Annotated in this window: 17 protein-coding genes; 6 read left to right on the top strand and 11 right to left on the bottom strand. The window is 67.9% G+C overall.

Annotated features, from left to right (window positions below; all coding sequences use genetic code 11):
• The first annotated feature begins 90 nt into the window (after positions 1 to 90).
• On the top strand, positions 91 to 873 hold the full coding sequence (locus ACLJRL_RS06125) for a metallophosphoesterase family protein (protein ID WP_410654991.1): 783 nt from the start codon (positions 91 to 93) through the stop codon (positions 871 to 873).
• A gap of 88 nt (positions 874 to 961) precedes the next feature.
• Here the strand turns inward: ACLJRL_RS06125 and ACLJRL_RS06120 are convergent, their stop codons facing one another.
• Positions 962 to 2,224 carry a DUF222 domain-containing protein gene (locus ACLJRL_RS06120; RefSeq protein ID WP_410654990.1) on the bottom strand — a complete coding sequence of 421 codons (1,263 nt, stop codon included), beginning with the start codon at positions 2,222 to 2,224 and terminating at the stop codon, positions 962 to 964.
• Between the two features lie 173 nt (positions 2,225 to 2,397).
• On the opposite strand from ACLJRL_RS06120, the gene ACLJRL_RS06115 reads away from it, so the two are divergent.
• The gene (locus ACLJRL_RS06115; RefSeq protein ID WP_410655181.1) at positions 2,398 to 2,808 is read left to right on the top strand and encodes a beta-class carbonic anhydrase; all 411 of its coding nucleotides are present in this window, start codon (positions 2,398 to 2,400) and stop codon (positions 2,806 to 2,808) included.
• A 48-nt stretch (positions 2,809 to 2,856) separates the two neighbouring features.
• On the opposite strand, the gene ACLJRL_RS06110 is transcribed toward ACLJRL_RS06115, so the two are convergent.
• Both ACLJRL_RS06110 and ACLJRL_RS06105 read right to left on the bottom strand, forming a co-directional pair.
• Entirely contained in the window at positions 2,857 to 3,642 is a 786-nt protein-coding gene (locus tag ACLJRL_RS06110; RefSeq protein ID WP_410654989.1) for an SDR family oxidoreductase, read from the bottom strand.
• On the bottom strand, positions 3,639 to 4,391 hold the full coding sequence (locus ACLJRL_RS06105) for an SDR family oxidoreductase (RefSeq protein ID WP_410654988.1): 753 nt from the start codon (positions 4,389 to 4,391) through the stop codon (positions 3,639 to 3,641). Before ACLJRL_RS06105 ends, ACLJRL_RS06110 begins: the two co-directional genes overlap by 4 nt.
• Before the next feature lie 122 nt (positions 4,392 to 4,513).
• On the opposite strand from ACLJRL_RS06105, the gene ACLJRL_RS06100 reads away from it, so the two are divergent.
• Both ACLJRL_RS06100 and ACLJRL_RS06095 read left to right on the top strand, forming a co-directional pair.
• On the top strand, positions 4,514 to 5,128 hold the full coding sequence (locus ACLJRL_RS06100) for a TetR/AcrR family transcriptional regulator (RefSeq protein WP_410654987.1): 615 nt from the start codon (positions 4,514 to 4,516) through the stop codon (positions 5,126 to 5,128).
• Positions 5,129 to 5,286: 158 nt separating this feature from the next.
• Positions 5,287 to 6,699 carry an MFS transporter gene (locus ACLJRL_RS06095; protein ID WP_410654986.1) on the top strand — a complete coding sequence of 471 codons (1,413 nt, stop codon included), beginning with the start codon at positions 5,287 to 5,289 and terminating at the stop codon, positions 6,697 to 6,699.
• Here the strand turns inward: ACLJRL_RS06095 and ACLJRL_RS06090 are convergent.
• The gene (locus tag ACLJRL_RS06090) at positions 6,658 to 7,617 is read right to left on the bottom strand and encodes a helix-turn-helix transcriptional regulator (protein ID WP_410654985.1); all 960 of its coding nucleotides are present in this window, start codon (positions 7,615 to 7,617) and stop codon (positions 6,658 to 6,660) included. The genes ACLJRL_RS06095 and ACLJRL_RS06090 overlap by 42 nt on opposite strands.
• 82 nt (positions 7,618 to 7,699) lie before the next feature.
• Here ACLJRL_RS06090 and ACLJRL_RS06085 point away from each other — a divergent pair, with 82 nt between their 5' ends.
• Positions 7,700 to 8,158, top strand: coding sequence for a nucleoside deaminase (locus ACLJRL_RS06085; RefSeq protein WP_410654984.1), 459 nt, complete (start codon positions 7,700 to 7,702; stop codon positions 8,156 to 8,158).
• Here the strand turns inward: ACLJRL_RS06085 and ACLJRL_RS06080 are convergent.
• Complete coding sequence (locus ACLJRL_RS06080; protein ID WP_410654983.1) at positions 8,155 to 9,441, bottom strand: GGDEF domain-containing protein; 1,287 nt, start codon at positions 9,439 to 9,441, stop codon at positions 8,155 to 8,157. The two genes, ACLJRL_RS06085 and ACLJRL_RS06080, sit on opposite strands and share 4 nt — an antisense overlap.
• A 227-nt stretch (positions 9,442 to 9,668) precedes the next feature.
• Between ACLJRL_RS06080 and ACLJRL_RS06075 the strand changes: the two genes are divergently transcribed.
• Positions 9,669 to 10,619, top strand: a complete 951-nt coding sequence (locus tag ACLJRL_RS06075) for a chitinase (RefSeq protein WP_410654982.1) — start codon at positions 9,669 to 9,671, stop codon at positions 10,617 to 10,619.
• A gap of 67 nt (positions 10,620 to 10,686) precedes the next feature.
• Here the strand turns inward: ACLJRL_RS06075 and ACLJRL_RS06070 are convergent, their stop codons facing one another.
• The 6 genes from ACLJRL_RS06070 to ACLJRL_RS06045 form a co-directional block, all read right to left on the bottom strand.
• Complete coding sequence (locus ACLJRL_RS06070) at positions 10,687 to 12,255, bottom strand: ABC transporter substrate-binding protein (RefSeq protein WP_410654981.1); 1,569 nt, start codon at positions 12,253 to 12,255, stop codon at positions 10,687 to 10,689.
• 19 nt (positions 12,256 to 12,274) lie between these two features.
• On the bottom strand, positions 12,275 to 14,269 hold the full coding sequence (locus tag ACLJRL_RS06065) for a hypothetical protein (RefSeq protein ID WP_410654980.1): 1,995 nt from the start codon (positions 14,267 to 14,269) through the stop codon (positions 12,275 to 12,277).
• Between the two features lie 179 nt (positions 14,270 to 14,448).
• Positions 14,449 to 15,027, bottom strand: a complete 579-nt coding sequence (locus ACLJRL_RS06060; RefSeq protein ID WP_410654979.1) for a hypothetical protein — start codon at positions 15,025 to 15,027, stop codon at positions 14,449 to 14,451.
• A gap of 117 nt (positions 15,028 to 15,144) precedes the next feature.
• Positions 15,145 to 15,414: a hypothetical protein gene (locus ACLJRL_RS06055; RefSeq protein ID WP_410654978.1), complete on the bottom strand. Its 270-nt coding sequence runs from the start codon at positions 15,412 to 15,414 to the stop codon at positions 15,145 to 15,147.
• A gap of 116 nt (positions 15,415 to 15,530) precedes the next feature.
• Complete coding sequence (locus ACLJRL_RS06050; protein ID WP_410654977.1) at positions 15,531 to 16,142, bottom strand: TetR/AcrR family transcriptional regulator; 612 nt, start codon at positions 16,140 to 16,142, stop codon at positions 15,531 to 15,533.
• Positions 16,139 to 17,029, bottom strand: a complete 891-nt coding sequence (locus ACLJRL_RS06045) for an SDR family oxidoreductase (protein WP_410654976.1) — start codon at positions 17,027 to 17,029, stop codon at positions 16,139 to 16,141. Before ACLJRL_RS06045 ends, ACLJRL_RS06050 begins: the two co-directional genes overlap by 4 nt.
• Positions 17,030 to 17,031 lie beyond the last annotated feature (2 nt).

Below are 17,031 nucleotides of genomic sequence, written 5' to 3'. Positions count from 1 at the left end.
CCGCTCCCACAGTGGCCGATCCCCCGGCGAAGATCAACCGCCGAGCGGGCCCGCCTTGCATGGGATCGCCGGCCTTGGCAGGCTCCGGCCATGACGATCGCCGTACTGTCCGACATCCACGGTGTCCTGCCGGCACTCGACGCCGTTCTGGCGGAACCCGATGTCGCCGAAGCCGATCGCATCGTGCTCACCGGGGACATCGCCGCGGGCCCGCAACCGGTCCAGGTCCTCGACCGGTTGATCTCGTGGGGAGACCGGGTCGTCTGGGTACGTGGCAACGCGGACCGCGAACTGGCCGCCCTCGCCCGCGGCGGTCGTACGGACATCCCGGACCCCATCGCGCCATGGGCCGCCTCGCAACTTCGGCCGGACCACGTCGCCTTGCTGGCCGGGCTCCCCCATCCGGTCACCCTGCCGGTGGACGGCTTCGGGAAGATCGTCTTCTGCCACGGCACTCCCCGGGATGACGACGAGGTCGTCCTCGTCGACAGCACACTGGATCGCTGGGCGGAAGTCCTCGCCGATCTTCCGGCCGACGTGTCGACCGTGCTGTGCGGGCACACCCACATGCCCTTCGTCCGGCTCGCCCACGGCAGGCTCGTGGTGAATCCCGGCAGCGTCGGCATGCCTTACGGCCGCCCTGGCGCGCATTGGGCGCTGCTGGCCGACGGCGCCGTGAGCCTTCGCCGCACCGAATTCGACGTCGAACACGCACGGGCCGCGATCCGCGCCGGGTCGTCGTACCCGGACGTCGACGAATGGACGGACTACTTCCTCAACGCCCGGGCGAGCGACAGTGAGGCACTGAGCGCTTTCGGGCCGCGGGATGGTCGCACGGTCCAGCGGGTCGTAAGTGACGATTCAGGTTCTTAGGGCGAGGTGGCGTGCCGAGTCGCCGCACGGTTCTTGCCGTGGGCATGCCGAGGGGCCCGTCGGCGGTGTGGCTGGCGGGCTCCTCGGCTCAGACGAGAGTGTGATGCAGCGTGTTGCGACTCGGCCGTTGTAACGGATCCAAGTACTGAGGCGGGATGAACTCAGGTAACCCATCCTGTGCCATGCGGACTTCCCAGTCGCCGTGGTGGATCAGGCGGTGGTGGAAGGAACAGAGCAGGCACAGGTTGCGAAGGTCGGTCATGCCGCCGTCTGCCCAGTGGTGAATATGGTGAGCGTGACAGCGCTTCGGTCTCCGCTGACAGCCAGGGAAGGAGCATCCTCGGTCGCGGGCGTTCAAGGCCCTCCGCTGACCCGGGGTGACGAACCGCTTGATCCGCCCCACATCCAGGGGTTCACCGGCGGCACTCATCACGATCGGCAGCATCAGACAGTCGCAGGCGGCGATCCGCGCCTCGCGGGCCGTCATCTGACCCACGAAATCCACGCTCGCGGTGCCGAGACCCGATTTCAGTTCCTCGAAACCGACCAGGACATGCACCATCGTCCGATACCCACACGTCCCCGGCTGGTCCGGACTCGCGATCGCCAGATCGAGAAGATCCACCCACGCGTCACCCTGGCGCTCCCACACCGTCCGCAGATCAGCTTGGCCGAACTCGTCGACCGGACGAGGCTTGGAGTAAGCCTCGATCGCCGCCATGGTCCGCGCACCTGCTTCGTCATCGAGCAGGCCGGCGATTTTCCAGAACCCGTCCTTCCGACGGTGCAACCTCAACTCACGACGCGGCTCAACCGGCTCAGGATCCTTCGGCTCATTGCCGTCCGGGTCCAGCCAGGCCATCAAGCCTGCTTCAGCGGCCGCGATCTGCCCAGGACCCCCATCACGAGCAAGATCAGCGAGGATCTTCTCGGCAGCATCCCGGTTCTCGACCGAGACATGCGCGGGGATCCTTTTCAACACTTCGATGATCCGGTCGATGTGTTGCTCCCCGACAGCGCCATCCGCAGCTGCCGCCGCGGTGGCGGGTGCGAGTGCTGGAACCTCGGTGCCATCGAGTGCGCGGGTCGGGTTCAGCGCCACCGCGCGATCCACGAGTTTCTTCGCATCAGCCGGAGCAATCCGCGCCACATCAGCCAGCCACATTTTTGTATTGGCATAGCCGTAAAGGTCCTTGGCGCCCCGGGATTCGATTTCCGCCAGATACGTGCCCAACACAGCGGCCGCGGCACGCATCAACGTCAACGCCTCAGCCACTCCGTGGGCAAGCTCCAGTTTCCCGGCACGCCACAACTCCTGCGGCAACGGGGGAAGAACGGAGGTCTCGGCCACCCCTCCATAATACCGCACATTTGTCGAACATGTGTTCGTAATTTTAGGTGACCGACAAATAGCGTGGATAACACTATTGAGTGATCATAGAGTACGCGTCAGGTCCGATTTGTTTCCGGTGCCGTGAATCCCACTCACGCCCGTTCGATAACCGAAAGCCCGCAGCTTGGCGCATCCACCCGACCGACGAACTCCTGGCCAACAACGCCGGCTACGCCGCGGGTTTCTCCGGGCCGCTGCCTCGGCCGCCCGCCAAGCACGTCGCCGTGCTCGCCTGCATGGACGCCCGCATCAACGTCTATGGAGTACTCGGCCTGCAGGAAGGCGAGGCGCACGTCATCCGCAACGCGGGCGGTGTCGTCACCGAGGACGAGGTCCGCTCTCTCGCGATCAGCCAGCGACTGCTCGGCACCGAAGAGATCATCCTCATTCACCACACCGACTGCGGAATGCTGACCTTCACCGACGACGAATTCAAGAAGTCCATCGCCCGGATCAAGGGCAGCCCGTTCATTCCCAAGAAGGATTCCGTCCGCGGCTTCGTCTTCGATGTCGCCACCGGAAAACTGAACGAGGTCGTCTGAACGCGGGACACGGCGCCGCGACCGTGCGGAGACGGTCGCGGCGCGGGGTCATTCGCCGACGACCTGTTCGATCTTGCGCTGCAGTTTGTTCATCCCGCCGAGCCAGCGGTCGGTCTGGGTGGCCCGCGCGGCGTAGTAGTCCGCGACCTCGGGGTGCGGCAGCACCAGGAACCGTTCTTCGGCGATGGCCTCGAACAGCGCGTCCGCGACCTGCTCCGGCTGGATCGCCGAAGCGCCCATGAGCAGTTCGCCCGCGGGGCCGGTGTTCTCCAGCATCGCGGTCCGCACGCCCTGCGGGCAGATGGCCTGCACGGTCAGCCCGCGGTGGCGGTAGGTCGCGGACAGCCATTCGGCGAACGCGAGCGCGCCGTGTTTGGTCACCGAGTACGACGCCGAGCCGAGGGTGGTCAGCAGACCCGCGGCGGACACCGTCGAGATGAAGTGCCCGCGTCCGCGTTCGAGCCACGGAGGCAGCAGCAGCCGCGCCGCGCGGACGTGCGCCATCACGTTGACGTCCCAGATCCGCGCCCAGTCCTCTTCGGGCGCGTCGACGCCGCCCATCGGAGCGATCCCGGCGTTGGCACAGAAGACGTCGACCTCGCCGAGCGTTTCTCGGGCGGTCTCGATCAGGGAGGCGACTCCGGCCTCGCTCGCGGCGTCCCCGGCGACAGCCGTGCCGCCGATCTCCTTCGCGACTTCGGCCGCGGCGTCCCCGTTCAGGTCGGCGACCACGACACGGGCGCCCTCGGCGGCGAACCGGCGGGCGAGGACAGCACCGATGCCGGCGCCTCCGCCGGTGACGACCACCCCGGCTTCGGTGAACGATGCGGTCACAGGCCACCCGCCAGCGTGACGCCGCCGTCCAGGACGATCGTCTGCCCGGTGATCCAGCCCGCCTCTTCCGAGAGCAGGAACGACACGGCGCTCGCGATGTCCGCCGGTACGCCGAGGCGCTTCATCGGGTACGACGCCGACACTTCTTCTTCGCGGCCTTCGTACAGCGCGGTCGCGAACTTCGTCTTCACCACGGCCGGCGCGACGGCGTTCACCCGGATCTTCGGGCCCAGCTCGAAGCCGAGTTCCTTGGTGAGCCGGATCAGCGCGGCCTTGCTGACGCCGTACATGCCGATTCCGGGCGACGCGCCGAGACCGGCGACGGACGCGACGTTCACCACCGAACCGCCGTGCTCCCCCATCCACGCGTCCCGCGCCCGGCGGGTCCACGAAAGCGGCGCGAGCACGTTGACGGCGAAGATCTTCGCGGCGGCCTCGGGGTCGATGTCCAGCGTGGGCCCGTACACCGGGTTGATGCCGGTGTTGTTGACCAGCATGTCCAGTCGTCCGAAGGCCTCGATGGTCTTGGCGACGGCCTCGTCCTGGTGCGCGGTGTCGTCGGCCTTGCCCGGGACGGCGATGGCGACGCCGGCGCCGCCCAGCTCGTTGACGGCCTCGGCCAGCGGTTCTGGCTTGCGCGCGGTGATGCACACCTTCGCGCCTCGCTCGACCAGGTCCTTGGCGATCCCGAGCCCGATACCCCGGCTCGCGCCGGTGACGATCGCGACGCGATCCTTGAACGAGTTCACTCTTCGATCTCCTCTGTGTTCACTAGCGAGCGCGGCACTAAGCGAGCGCTCACTTACAATGGAAAGGACCGGAGGCGGTGTCAAGCCCACCATCCGGTACGAGCGTCTGGGAGGATCTGCGGATGACCATGTCGCTTTCGGCCGAACTGTGGCCGGACGTCCAGCCGGAGACGGCACGACGGCTGATGCTGGCCGGGGTCGAATCGTTCGCGCGCCGCGGCTACCACGCGACCACCACCCGGGACATCGCCTCCGCGGCGGGCATGAGCCCCGCGGCGCTGTACGTGCACTTCCCGTCGAAGGCCGCACTGCTGTTCGCGATCTCCAAATACGGCCATGAACAGACACTCTCCCTGGTCGAGAGCGTCGTGGCGCGGGAGACCGATCCGGTCGAGCGGATCCGCCTGCTGACCGAGGACTTCGTGGCCTGGCACGCCCGACGGCACACCGTGGCACGCGTCGTGCAGTACGAACTCCACGCGCTGCCGGACGAGGAGTTCGAGGTCGTCGCCAAACTGCGCCGCCGCATCGAACAGGTCGTCCGCGAGGTCATCACCGCGGGCACGGACGCGGGCGTGTTCTCCGTCGGTGATCCGCATACGGCGGCCCGTGCCGTACTCTCGCTCGGCGTCGACGTCGCCCGCTGGTACACCGACCGGGCCCGCCAGACGCCGAAGGCGCTGGGCCAGGAGTACAGCGAGCTGGTGCTGCGCATGCTCGGCACGAAACTCTCCTGACCAGTACTGATCCGACATCACCGGCGATACCGCCACCAGAGTGACATACCAACCAGTCGGTATCGAGAAATACCCGCTGAGACGTTGACCACATACTAAGCGGTTGTTAACTTGCCCCGGACGCATCGCCGCAGCAGCTGCCGACGAAGGGCATACAGATGGCCGACAGCGCACAGAACGCCCCTGGAACCGCCCCGGATTCCTCCGCCGAACCGACGATCACCACCGCCCAGCGACGGAGGGCCGCGACAGCCGCGGCACTCGCCTCGTCCGTCGAGTGGTACGACTACTTCGTCTTCGGAATCGCCGCCGCCCTTGTCTTCGGCAAGACCTTCTTTCCCACCACCAACGCCGCTGCCGGGGTCCTCGCCTCTTTCGCGACCTTCGCCGTCGGCTTCCTCGCCCGGCCGATCGGCGGGATCATCGCCGGCAGCCTCGGCGACAAACACGGCCGCAAACCCGTCCTGGTGATGGCGATCGCGCTGATGGGCGCCGCGACCACGCTGATCGGCCTGCTCCCGACCTACGAGTCCATCGGTATCGCCGCACCGATCCTCCTGGTGCTGCTGCGGCTGGTGCAAGGTGTCGCCGTCGGCGCGCAGTGGGGCGGCGCGATGCTGCTCGCCACCGAATACGCGCCGCCCGGCAAACGCGGTCTCTACGGCAGCCTGGTGCAGCTCGGCGTCCCGATCGGCGTCGTACTGGCGAACACGGTGTTCCTGGTCGCCGCGCAGGTCGCGCCGCCGTCGGACTTCCTCACCTGGGCGTGGCGCATCCCGTTCCTGGTCGGCATTCTCGTGCTCGGCCTGGCCTGGTACATGCACGTCCGGATCGACGAAACCCCGGAATATCGCCGTGCGGCGGCGAAACTCTCCGCCGAGGAACGCGGCCGCGCGAAGTCGCCGCTGCGCGAAGTGCTGAAGAACCACAAGGGCACCGTGCTGCTGGCGGGCGGCTCGTTCATGGTCAACACCGCGACCTTCTACATCCTGCTCAACGGTGTTCTCGACTACGCCACCCGCCATCTCGGGATGTCGCGGACCACCGTGCTGGTCGCGACCCTGCTGATCAGCACCCTGCAGCTGGCGATCATCCCGCTGTCGGCGAAACTGTCCGACCGCATCGGCAGGCTCAAGATCTACACCTTCGGCGCGGTGGGCGTCGCGCTCTGGGCGATCCCGATGTTCCTGCTGATCGACACGGCCTCGCTGCCGTTGTTCGTGGTCGCCTCGTTCGTCGGTTCGCTGTTCCTGGGCATCATGTACGGCCCGCAGGCGGCGCTGTTCGCGGAACTGTTCACCGCCGAGATGCGCTACACCGGCGCCTCGCTCGGCTATCAGATCAGCGCGGTCGTCGGCGGCGGGCTCGCGCCGTTCATCATGGTGCTGCTGCTGGAATCCACCGGGACGTCGATGTCGGTTTCGATCTACATCATCGTGCTGTCGCTGATCTCGCTCGGCTCGATCGGCCTGCTGGCCAAGCGGGCGAAGGCCGCACGGTCCACTTCGGACTCCGAATCAGACCCCGAATCAGCTGACCGCGCGCAGGAAGCGGTCGGCGACCAGCCGTAGCCGCTCCTTGACCTCGTCCGGCGCCTCCTCGATGACGAAGTCGACCTCCCACTGGGCCAGGTAGTACGGCACCACGGAAAGGTTGTTGGAGCCGACGCGAACGCGGCAGGTGTGTTCGTCGATGGCCTCGATCGTCCCGATGGTCCGCGGCACATACTCGGCGAGCGCGTCCGCGGACGCGCTCACCCGCAGCACCAGCTGGTGCGGGTACGGCGATGTCGTGATCCCGCGGGAGACGTAGACCGCCAGATCCTCGGCCGGAGGTTCCCTTGGCGTGAAACGGAAACTGGTGTCCGGGACGCCGTCGATCCGGTCGACGCGGAAGGTCCGCCAGTCGTCGCGATCGAGGTCGAACGCGACCAGGTACCACCGGCGCCCGGTGTGCACGAGGCGCAGCGGCTCGATGTACCGCTCGGTGACGTCGCCGTTGTAGCCGCTGTAGCCGAACCGGAGGCGCTGGTGGTCCCGGCACGCGGAGGCGATGACCGTCAGCGCCTCCGGATCGATCATCGGCACCGTGCCGCCGAGCGGGATCATCGCGGTGTTCAGCGCGGACACCCGGTGGCGCAGCCTCGCGGGCAGCACCTGCTCGAGTTTCGCGAGCGCGCGCACCGAGGTCTCCTCGATCCCGGACACCGTCCCGTTCGCGGCGGTGCGCAGCCCGACCGCGACCGCGACGGCCTCGTCGTCGTCCAGCAGCAGCGGCGGCAGCGCGGCCCCGGCGCCGAGCCGGTACCCGCCCGCGACACCCGGCGTGGCGTGCACCGGGTAGCCGAGTTCCCGCAGCCGCTCGACGTCGCGCCGGACCGTGCGGACGTCGACCTGGAGCCGGTCGGCCAGGTCCGCGCCCGGCCAGTCGCGCCGCGCCTGCAGCAGCGACAGCATCCTCAGCAGCCGCGCCGACGTGCCCGTGGTCATCGCTTCGCTCGCTTCATGGAAGGGAGTCTGGCAGACAACGCGGACAGGTTCGGTCCTTGATCGGGCGAAGTAAAGTAGCCGAGTGATCGTTCCCGCGAACCTGCTGTCCATCGCCCGCGAGGAAGCCGAACTCGGCAAGGCCGAGGGCGGGGTCCCGATCGGCGCCGCGCTGTTCGACACCGACGGCGTCCTGCTCGGCCGCGGGCACAACCGCCGGGTGCAGGACGGCGACCCGTCGATGCACGCCGAGACCTCCGCGTTCCGTGACGCGGGCAGGCGGCCGCACTACCGCGACACGATCATGGTCACCACCCTGTCCCCCTGCTGGTACTGCAGCGGGCTCGTGCGCCAGTTCGGCATCGGCCGGGTGATCATCGGCGAGGCGGCCACCTTCGAAGGCGGGCATGGCTGGCTCGAGGAGAACGGCGTCGAGATCACCCTGCTCGACGATCCGGCCTGTACCGCGCTGATGACCGAGTTCATCGAGCAGCACCCCGAACTGTGGTTCGAGGACATCGGCGTGCCCACGACCCCCGGCTAGTCCAGCGGCTCTTCGGTCTCGAACACGACGGTCCGGTTGCGCCCGGCCGCCTTCGCCGCGCGCAGCGCCTGATCCGCCGCGCCGACGAGCCGGTCGAGGGTCTCCCCGTCAGCGGAATGCGACGAGACGCCGATCGAAACGGTCGTGCCGGCGAACAGCGGGTCATCCGGGCTCGTCACACCCAGTGACACCGAGGTCGACGCGATCCGCAGCCGGATCCGCTCGGCGATCGCGAGGGCGTCGAACCGGCTGGTGCCGGGCAGCAGGACGACGAACTCCTCACCACCGAACCGGCCGACCAGATCCGCCGCGCGGATCTCCGCGCGCAGGGTGTCCGCGACGGCGCGCAGGAGGTCGTCGCCGACGCGCCTGCCGAGCCGGTCGTTGAGCCTGGCGAAATGGTCGAGGTCGAGCATCAGCAGGGAAAGATCGGGGCCACGGCCGCGAAGCAGGTCGAACTGGGTGCGAGCGCCGTCCATCCAGGACGATGCGGTGAGCAGCCCGGTACCGGCGTCGGTGCCGGCGTGCCCGCGCAGGGCTCGCATCGTTCCCGCGCGGTGCAGCACCACGAGCGCGCTCGCGAGCACCAGCGTCACGAACGGCCAGTCCGCGAAAGACCACGCGAGCAGCAGTCCGAACGCGACCATCGCCGCGTCGAAGGCGAACCCCGAGGGTTCCGCGCCGAATTCGGCCGCGGGGGCGGCCAAGGCGGCATCGACGGACAGGAAGACCAGTCCGGTGCCCAAAGCCAGCACGAAACTGGGGAAATCCCTTGCCGCTTCGGTGAAAGGCGCCGCTCCCAGCAACACGGGGACGAGCGAGGCACCGAGTGCGGACAGCATGGTGGCGGCGGCCGCGAACACCTGGCGGTGCGGGATCCCGCGCCGGATCCGCAACCAGCGGTAGGCCGCCGAAGCCACGACGAGCGCGGCGGCCAGACCCGGCGGCAGCAGCAGCGCGCCCGCGAAGATCCAGGCGGCGTCCAGCCCGGCACCGAGCCGGGTGTCGGCACGGGACCGCTCAACGGGACGCGAAAGCTCCGCGCTGAGGATCATTCCGCCCAGCAGAGCGGAAAACGGGATCAACGACGCCGACGCGGGCGGCCTTAGGGCGAAGATGTAGATCATGGCCGCGAGGGCGGCCACTTCGACGAGGAGCAGGTACCCGATCAGGCCCCGCCTGGGTAGTTCCCACAGGCTCCAGGCCCCGAGTACCCGCCGAGGCACGGCGAACCGGCCAGTTCGGCCGCCGCCTCCGGTCGCCATCAGGGAGTCCCCCACCATTTCGGCAAACTAGCCGGTTCGAGCGGTGCTGTCACTCCGCTTTCCGGGTCATCACCCCCTACTAAGGTCGGTCGTTCTCCCCGGGGTTTCCGGTGAATTCTTGACAGTCCTCAATGGTCTAGTCCACCGTGAGAGAGCACACAGTGACCTCCCGGTTGATACGCCGCGTCAAGACGGAGGTGCTCCAAACCTGCGCGCTCGTCGCGTGCGTACCAGTTGGAGGACCTATGAAATCTTTACGACGCTGGGCGACCCTGGCCACCACCGTCGGCGCCGCTCTCGCCACGGCTGTCGGCCTGGCCCCCGTCGCCTCGGCGGCCCCGGATCCGGTGCTCGCTTCGCCTTATCTGTACCAGTGGTCGGGACAGACGGACCCGATCGCCGCGATGAACGCCACCGGAGTCAAGGCCTTCACGCTGGCGTTCGTCCTCTCCGACGGCGGCTGCAACCCGAAGTGGGACGGCAGCCGTTCCCTCACCGGCTCCGACGCCACCCTGATCAACAACATCCGCGCCAAGGGCGGGGACGTCATCCCGTCGTTCGGTGGCTGGTCCGGCACCAAGCTCGGCCCGAAGTGCGGCACACCCGCCGCGCTCGCCGGCGCCTACCAGAAGGTCATTGACGCCTACAAGCTCAAGGCCATCGACCTCGACATCGAAAACACCGACGAGTTCGAGAACTACACCGTCCAGGACCGGATCCTGAACGCCATCAAGATCACGAAGCAGAAGAACCCCGGCCTGCGCGTGGTCATCACCATCCCGACCGAGGTCGGCGGCCCCAACTCCCACGGCAAGCGACTGATCAACCAGTCGAAGACGCTCGGCGCGGGTGTCGACGCGTGGTCGGTCATGCCGTTCGACTTCTCCAGCGGCGGTGACATGGCGGGCAAGACCCGCAGTGCCGTCGACGGGCTGAAGAATGTCGTCAAGTCCACCTTCGGCCTGAGCGACGACGCTGCCTACCGGCGCAGCGGGCTCTCGTCGATGAACGGGAAGACCGACGTGGCCGGCGAAACCGTCAGCGTCGCCGACTTCCGCGCGATCAAGGACTACGCGGCGAGCAAGCACCTCGCCCGGCTGTCGTTCTGGGCGGTGAACCGCGACTGCAACAACTGTGCGGGAATCGGCCAGGGCAAATACGACTACACCAAGATCGTGGCGGGTTACACCGGCTGACTTCCGTTCCCCACCGGTGGTCGGTGAAGGGCCGTCCAGGACTTCCCGTCCTGGACGGCCTTTCCTTTCAGCCGTTGCAATCCTCCGCCGTGTTCAGCGGGCGCCCCCGCGACCAGACCAGGTCGACCGGATGCACCGAACCGTCCGCGTCGATGGACAGGATCGGCAGCGCCTTGTCGAGCTGGTTCCCGGTCGACTGGTCGAACGCGAGGAACCCGGTCGCGCCCGGAACCGCTGAGTTGCAATCGATATTGCGCAGGTGGTTCGCCACCGAAACCGGATCCGACGACACGTTCTTCGTCGCCGCCTCGACCGCGACGGCGACGGCGTCGTGCTCGATCATCGCGGCGCCGTCCCACAGTTCCGCCAAGGCGAACTTGTGGGTCTCGGTGAATTCGCGGACGAAGTTGGCGTAGTTCTTCGCATACGTCGGATACGCGGGATCGGCGGTGAACATGCGCCACTGATCGGGATACGCCAGCGCGGTGTACCGGAGCCGGACACCGATGTCCTTGTCCAGCGGCAAGGGCTTGTCGGCGAGTGTGCTCGCGTCGTCACCGGTCATCACGGTCACCGAGGCGAGTTGTTCGCAGGCCCCGTCGTCGGCCAGTGCCGTGACGAGCGCGCCGAGATCCAGCCCTCGGCCGGCGAAATAGATCAGGTCCGGCCGGGCACCGCAGATATCGGAATGCCAGCTGCCGAACAGATTCCGGAGATAGACCTCGCGCCGGATGTCGGTGAGCGGTTTGAAGTCGTACTTCTTCGTGAAGATGATCGGCACCTTGGCCGTGCTCCGGAAGGCCTCGGCGAGCGTCGTCGCGTAGGTGTCGTCCTCGCTGGTGCCCTGGATCATCATCACGCGCTGGAAACCGTGCGCCGCGATGTACCCGGCGGCGGCCCGCGCCTCGTCGGTGTTGGTCGGGCCGACCCGGAAGAAGTTCTCGATCCGCGTGCCCTGGGGATCGGTGTTCATGTTGTCCGCGGTGACGGTGGCGCCGATCGTCGCGATGCCGTGCTTGGAGAGTTCCGCGACCAGCGCCCGGCTTTTCTCGGAGCTGACACCGACATCGGTGACCGCGACGATCCGCTGACTCGCGGCCGCCGCGACGATCTCGTCGACCACCGTGCGCCAGTGGTCGGCGTTGCTGCCGTAGTTCGCCAGCAGGAGCTTGATGCCCGCAGGCCCGTTCTTCGGCCACGCCGCGGCGATCGCGCCCATGATCTCGCGCTGCACGAACGGGAACGGCTGGCTGTCGACCTTCGGGTCCGGCGCGAGATTCTCCAGCACCACGATGGTCTTGAAGTCACCCGTCACCGCGTCGTTGCGGTCCTTGATGCGTTGCTCCAGCCAGCCGAGCGGATCGTTCTTCCGCACCGGCCCGGAATCGAGGTTGAGCCCGACGCAGACATAGGGCGAGCCCACGGAATCGGAGTTCGCGTCCTCGGAATGCAGCCCGGCACCACAGGTTTCCCACGGTTTCATCGCCATCAACAGTGCTGCCAGCAGTACCGCCACGACCGCCGACACCAGCACGCGATGCCGGTGCGCCCAGCCGCGCGGGCGCACGGGCGGGCCGGCCGCGGCGCGCTCATGGGCTCGGGACAGTCGAGTTCTCAACGCGGTGAACCAGGACATGGTGAGTTCCGTTCCGGGATCAGGGAAATTCGCCGCGACGGGCGAGATCGATGGCCGACACGAGGTCGCCGACGTCGGGCCGCTCCGAGGTCCTGGCCAGCGCGGCCAAGGCGTTCACGATCACCTTGGGCTGGTCCTGGCCGCGGACCGCGAACGGATCGGCGGTCAGCCAGCCCGCGGCGATCAGCCGGGCGATGTTGTTGCGGATCTCGGTCCGCTCGGCGGGCCTGGCCGCGGTGTCCAGGTTGACCAGGTCGTCGTACAGGTCGGCGTGGACCCGCTCGGGCGGCAGGTCGTCCGGGGCGTGCAGGACCAGGCTGAGTTTCGCGAGCCACGCGGCGTGCGGGATCCGGTTGAACTCGCGTTCGAAGAAGGTGACGACGTCGCCGATGTCCCCGACCGCGAGGGTGCAGTAGGCCAGGCGGACGGGGTCGTGTTCGGTGTCCGGGTCGTCGCGCAGGGCGGTGAACTGGTCCTTGTAGGTCGGCCCGGTCCCGCGCCGGGCCAGCGCGGACACCAGGTTCGCGGCGATCCACGGATGCAGTGCCGCCTGATCGTCGGTGGTGCCGGCCGAACTCTTCGCCGTCACCCACAGCGCGGTGCGCAGTTCGGTCAGGATCCGCCCCACATGCGGTTGCTGGATCCGGCTCTGCGCGGCGTCCGGGATCAGCCACGGCGCAGTCGCGTACGGCGCGGCCGTGACGAAGTCGTCGATGTGCACGTCGTCGAGATGATCGGTCAGCCCCAGCTCGGTCAGCCTGAGGTAGCAGGGATCCTGACCGTCATCGAACTCCTTGGTCAGCACGTCCCGAGCGCCGTCACGGACATCGCGGCCGCGCAGCGCGTCCGTGACCTGCTCGACCGCCTTCGGCAGGCCACCGGTCGCCCGGTGGACGAGCCCGACCTTCGGGGTGTTCGCGCCCGCGTTGAGGATTCCCGCGATCTCCCCGGCCGGCTGCGGTGCGAGCATGACCGGGTAGTAGGGCGATTCGAGCGCCCCGCGCGGATTCGCCCAGTCGTCATAGGACGCTTCCCGGCACTCCACCACCGGCCGGACCGTCGACGACGCGCCGGACGCCGGCTTCCACGGCGCGAGCCACCCGGTGCCCCATTCCCGGTGCCATCTCCCGCTGGTGGCCATGACCAGCAACGCGTCGTGCGCCTCGTGGTCGTTCGGATGCTCGGCCGCGTATCTCTCCCGCGCGGAAGCCAGATCGGCCAGGAACTCGACCCCGCCGGGATGGTCGACGTCGTCCAGCAGCAGGACCCAGTTGTGCCAGTGCCGTCGACGCTCGGAGTTGTCGCAGGCGCACGGGCTCTTCTCTTCCGGTTTGGCCATCCGCCGGTGGTTCTCGCGGACGTCGCCCAGGAACGCCGCGGCCAGCCATTCCGTGACGGCCTTGGCGTCCCGGGCCCGGCCCTGCGCGAGCCGGTTCAGGTCGACCAGCGCGTCCAGCGGCGATCTGCCTTCCGCGTGCGGGAAATCGGCCAGCGACCACAGCGCCTTCCCGAGCCGCGGCCGGACACCGCGGATCAGCTGGGGGAACACGCGGCGGAACAGTTCCGCGTAGGCGGGCTCGACGAGGCTCGTTTCCTGCGCCGCGTCGGCGAGCGTGTTCACCAGTTCGTCCAGCTGCGGTGTCCACCGCATTCCGTGGAAATTATTGATCAAAGATCGCAACTGTTGCCGGTCCGCCTCACGATTCTGACCGGAAAGCTGGGCCCGGACTGCGATCAACGCAATGGCGAACCGAATGAACTGCGGTTTCGATCGATTACGCCATTTGATCGACAACTCGTACGCGAGTTCCGTGAGCACGTCGACCGTGCCGACCGGCCCCTCCTGGCCGAAACCGAACCGCGCGTGCACGACGCCCCAGCCCAGATCCCGCCGGATCGCCTCCAGCGTGTGGGATTTCCCCGAACCGACCGGCCCGAGCAGAATCGTCACCGGTTGCGGACGGGACGGCTTCCCCACCTCGCGATTGATCAGCATCCTTCGGACGAGCAACACCGAAGGATAATGTCGACCGGCACTCATTATTCCTGATCAGCCCCTGCCTGCGATCCGGGAAACGTGGAGAGTGCGGACCATAGTAGGTTCCCGGGCGAATACAGGAAACGGGAAGAATGACACCTGACACGAAGGTGGGAAAAATCAGGAAAGCGGGAATCATCGGCCGATGATGTGCGTCAGCGGCCGCCGTCCCATTGCGGCTGGCGACCGCCGCCGTGGTAACCGCCGCGATATCCGCCGCCCCGGTTCCAGTCGTCGTAGTACCAGCCATAGTCGTGATAGTCGGCCCGCGGATCGTACGAATACTCAGGAGCGGCCGTCGACGTGACCGGAGCCGGTGCGGGAGAAGGGGTCTCCGAACCGTTCATCGACGCGGACAACGGCGGCGGAGGCGCCACGTTGCCGCCCGGGGGCCCCGACGGGGCGGGCGAAGACACCGCGTCGTCCGGGACCTCGACCGCCTGCGGCGCGATGGTCAGCGATGGCGGCGCGAGCGGAAGACCGGGGATGACGTCGGCCGGGTCGGTGGGCGAGAGCAGCACGATCACCAGGCCACCGACGACGACTCCCCCGGCCGAAAGCACGGAGATCCGGCGCAGTTTCCCGCCTCCGGGCGGGCCTGCCTTCGCCTCGCTCGACGGTTTGGCGCGATGTCGCGGCCCGCGCGGTCCACGGCGCCGTGGTTCGGCCCCCGCTTCCCGCATCAGTTCGCTCAGGGCGTCCCCACCGTCGGCGTGGCGAGCCGTGCGAGCCATCGGCACCTCCAGAAACCCCATGCCCGTCGCGCACTGCGACGGCCTCATCCCGGAGTGGATCCTAGGAACGGAGGAGCCGGTTGTAAACGGTGTCGTCCACACCGGACAGACGAGCGGTCAGGCGGCGGCCGTGACGGCCAGCGCGGCGTGGCCGGCTTCGGTCAGTTCGGCGGACACGCGGCCGGTGACCGCGGTGAGGCCGGTGGTCTCGGCGGGCTTGATGTAGCCGCCGCGGGCGAGGGCGCGCGCGGTCATCTGATCGCAGCAGGCGAAGCCGTCGATGAACAAGTCCGGCTCGCAGCTGCACGACATCTGGGCGCGGCGGGCCGCGACCGCTCGCAGCATCGCCATGGCTCGATGGGACAGTTCGATCTCTGAACCGGACACCGGACAGACCTCTCTCGATCAGCTACCTGGATCAGCAGCACTCACACCGTGTTATCGGTCGCTGCTCCATCAGTGTTAACAAGATCTCAGACGTTGTCCGTGACTTCTTGGTTCCGCTACGTTTTCGTGTTCTTCGCCGGTACCAAGGTCGGCTCGAGGACCCTCGCCCATTGGGCCACGATCTGCTTGCGGCGCTTCGTGTCATCGGTCAGCAGATTCGCCAGGCCCAGGCCACGGGCAAGATCGAGAGTGGCCTGGACCAGCTCACGAACGCCCTGGTGAGCCTCGTCGGCGCCGAGCAGTTCGACCGTCACCCGGTGTGCTTCCCGGCCGACCCGCGCCTCCAACGGCACCAGGGTCGCGCGCAGCGACTCGTCGGTCGAGGCCGCGACCCACAGGTGGAGGGCGGCACGGAACATCGGGCCGCTGTACAGGTTGAGCACCATGTCCACGGCCCGTTCGATCCGCGACCGCCCGCTCGGCAGGTCGGCCGCGCGGGAGCGCAGTTCCACGATCTGGATCTCGCCGACGTGTTCGACCGCCGCCGCGACCAGGTCCTCCCTGGTCGGGAAGTGGTGCTGGGCCGCGCCTCGCGAGACCCCGGCGCGCTCGGCGATCACGGACACCGTGGTGCCGTTCCAGCCCAGCTCGCCGATCGTCTCGACGGCGGCCTCGACCAGCCGCCGCCGCGTCGTCCGGCTGCGTTCCTGCTGTGGTTCGCGGATCATGGCCCTGATTCCGGGGTACGCGCGTCCACTGAGTCTGATGGGGTCTCAGCGGGAAAACGTGCTTCGACCCAGAAATCGAGCTGCAGGTCTTCCTCGGATCCGCCGATGCGGTACTTCGAGAAGTCCGTGACGCCCTCGGCGGCGAGCACCTCGTCGTCGATGTAGAAATTCCCCGACGCTTCACGGCTCGGTTTGGTGAGGATCGCGTGCGCCGCGTCCGCCATGATCTCCGGTGTCCGCGACTTCGCGGCCAGTTCGGCGCCGACGACGTTGCGGATCGCCGCGGTGTCGATCGTGGTCCGCGGCCACAGCGAATTCGCCGCGATCCCGTCCTGCCGCAGTTCCGCCGCGAGCCCGACGGTCACCAGGCTCATCGAGTACTTCGCGATGCTGTACGCGAGATGCCCGGCCTGGAACCACTTCTCGTCGAGGCTGATCGGCGGCGAAAGCGTCAGGATGTGCGCGTTGCCCGACAGTTTCAGATACGGGATGGCGAGTTTCGACAGCAGGAAGGAACCCCGCGCGTTGATGTCCTGCATCAGGTCGTAGCGCTTCATGCTGACCGCCTCGGTCGGCGTCAGATCGATCGCGCTGGCGTTGTTGAGCACGATGTCGATCCCGCCGAACTGCTCCGCGGTCCGCGCGATCGCGGCTTCGACCGAGGTGTCGTCGCGGACGTCGCCGACGATCGGCAGCGCCTGGCCGCCGGCGTCCTCGATCGCCTTGGCCGCGGTGTAGACCGTGCCGGGCAGCTTCGGATGCGGCTCGGCGGTCTTGGCCAGCAGGGCGATGTTCGCCCCGTCGCGGGCGGCGCGGATCGCGATGGCCTCGCCGATCCCCCGGCTGCCACCGGAAATGATGATCGTCTTGCCGTTGAGCGTGCTCATGG

It is taken from the genome of Amycolatopsis sp. lyj-112 (genome assembly GCF_046549055.1).
Classification (GTDB): domain Bacteria; phylum Actinomycetota; class Actinomycetes; order Mycobacteriales; family Pseudonocardiaceae; genus Amycolatopsis.
This window is presented reverse-complemented; position numbering and strand designations above follow the sequence as displayed.

Coding starts and splice junctions, on each gene's coding strand:
- ACLJRL_RS06125 (WP_410654991.1), top strand. CDS start 91: ATGACGATCGCCGTACTGTCCGACATCCACGGTGTCCTGCCGGCACTC.
- ACLJRL_RS06100 (WP_410654987.1), top strand. CDS start 4,514: ATGACCATGTCGCTTTCGGCCGAACTGTGGCCGGACGTCCAGCCGGAG.
- ACLJRL_RS06095 (WP_410654986.1), top strand. CDS start 5,287: ATGGCCGACAGCGCACAGAACGCCCCTGGAACCGCCCCGGATTCCTCC.
- ACLJRL_RS06090 (WP_410654985.1), bottom strand. CDS start 7,617: ATGACCACGGGCACGTCGGCGCGGCTGCTGAGGATGCTGTCGCTGCTG.
- ACLJRL_RS06080 (WP_410654983.1), bottom strand. CDS start 9,441: ATGGTGGGGGACTCCCTGATGGCGACCGGAGGCGGCGGCCGAACTGGC.
- ACLJRL_RS06075 (WP_410654982.1), top strand. CDS start 9,669: ATGAAATCTTTACGACGCTGGGCGACCCTGGCCACCACCGTCGGCGCC.
- ACLJRL_RS06070 (WP_410654981.1), bottom strand. CDS start 12,255: ATGTCCTGGTTCACCGCGTTGAGAACTCGACTGTCCCGAGCCCATGAG.
- ACLJRL_RS06060 (WP_410654979.1), bottom strand. CDS start 15,027: ATGGCTCGCACGGCTCGCCACGCCGACGGTGGGGACGCCCTGAGCGAA.
- ACLJRL_RS06050 (WP_410654977.1), bottom strand. CDS start 16,142: ATGATCCGCGAACCACAGCAGGAACGCAGCCGGACGACGCGGCGGCGG.
- ACLJRL_RS06045 (WP_410654976.1), bottom strand. CDS start 17,029: ATGAGCACGCTCAACGGCAAGACGATCATCATTTCCGGTGGCAGCCGG.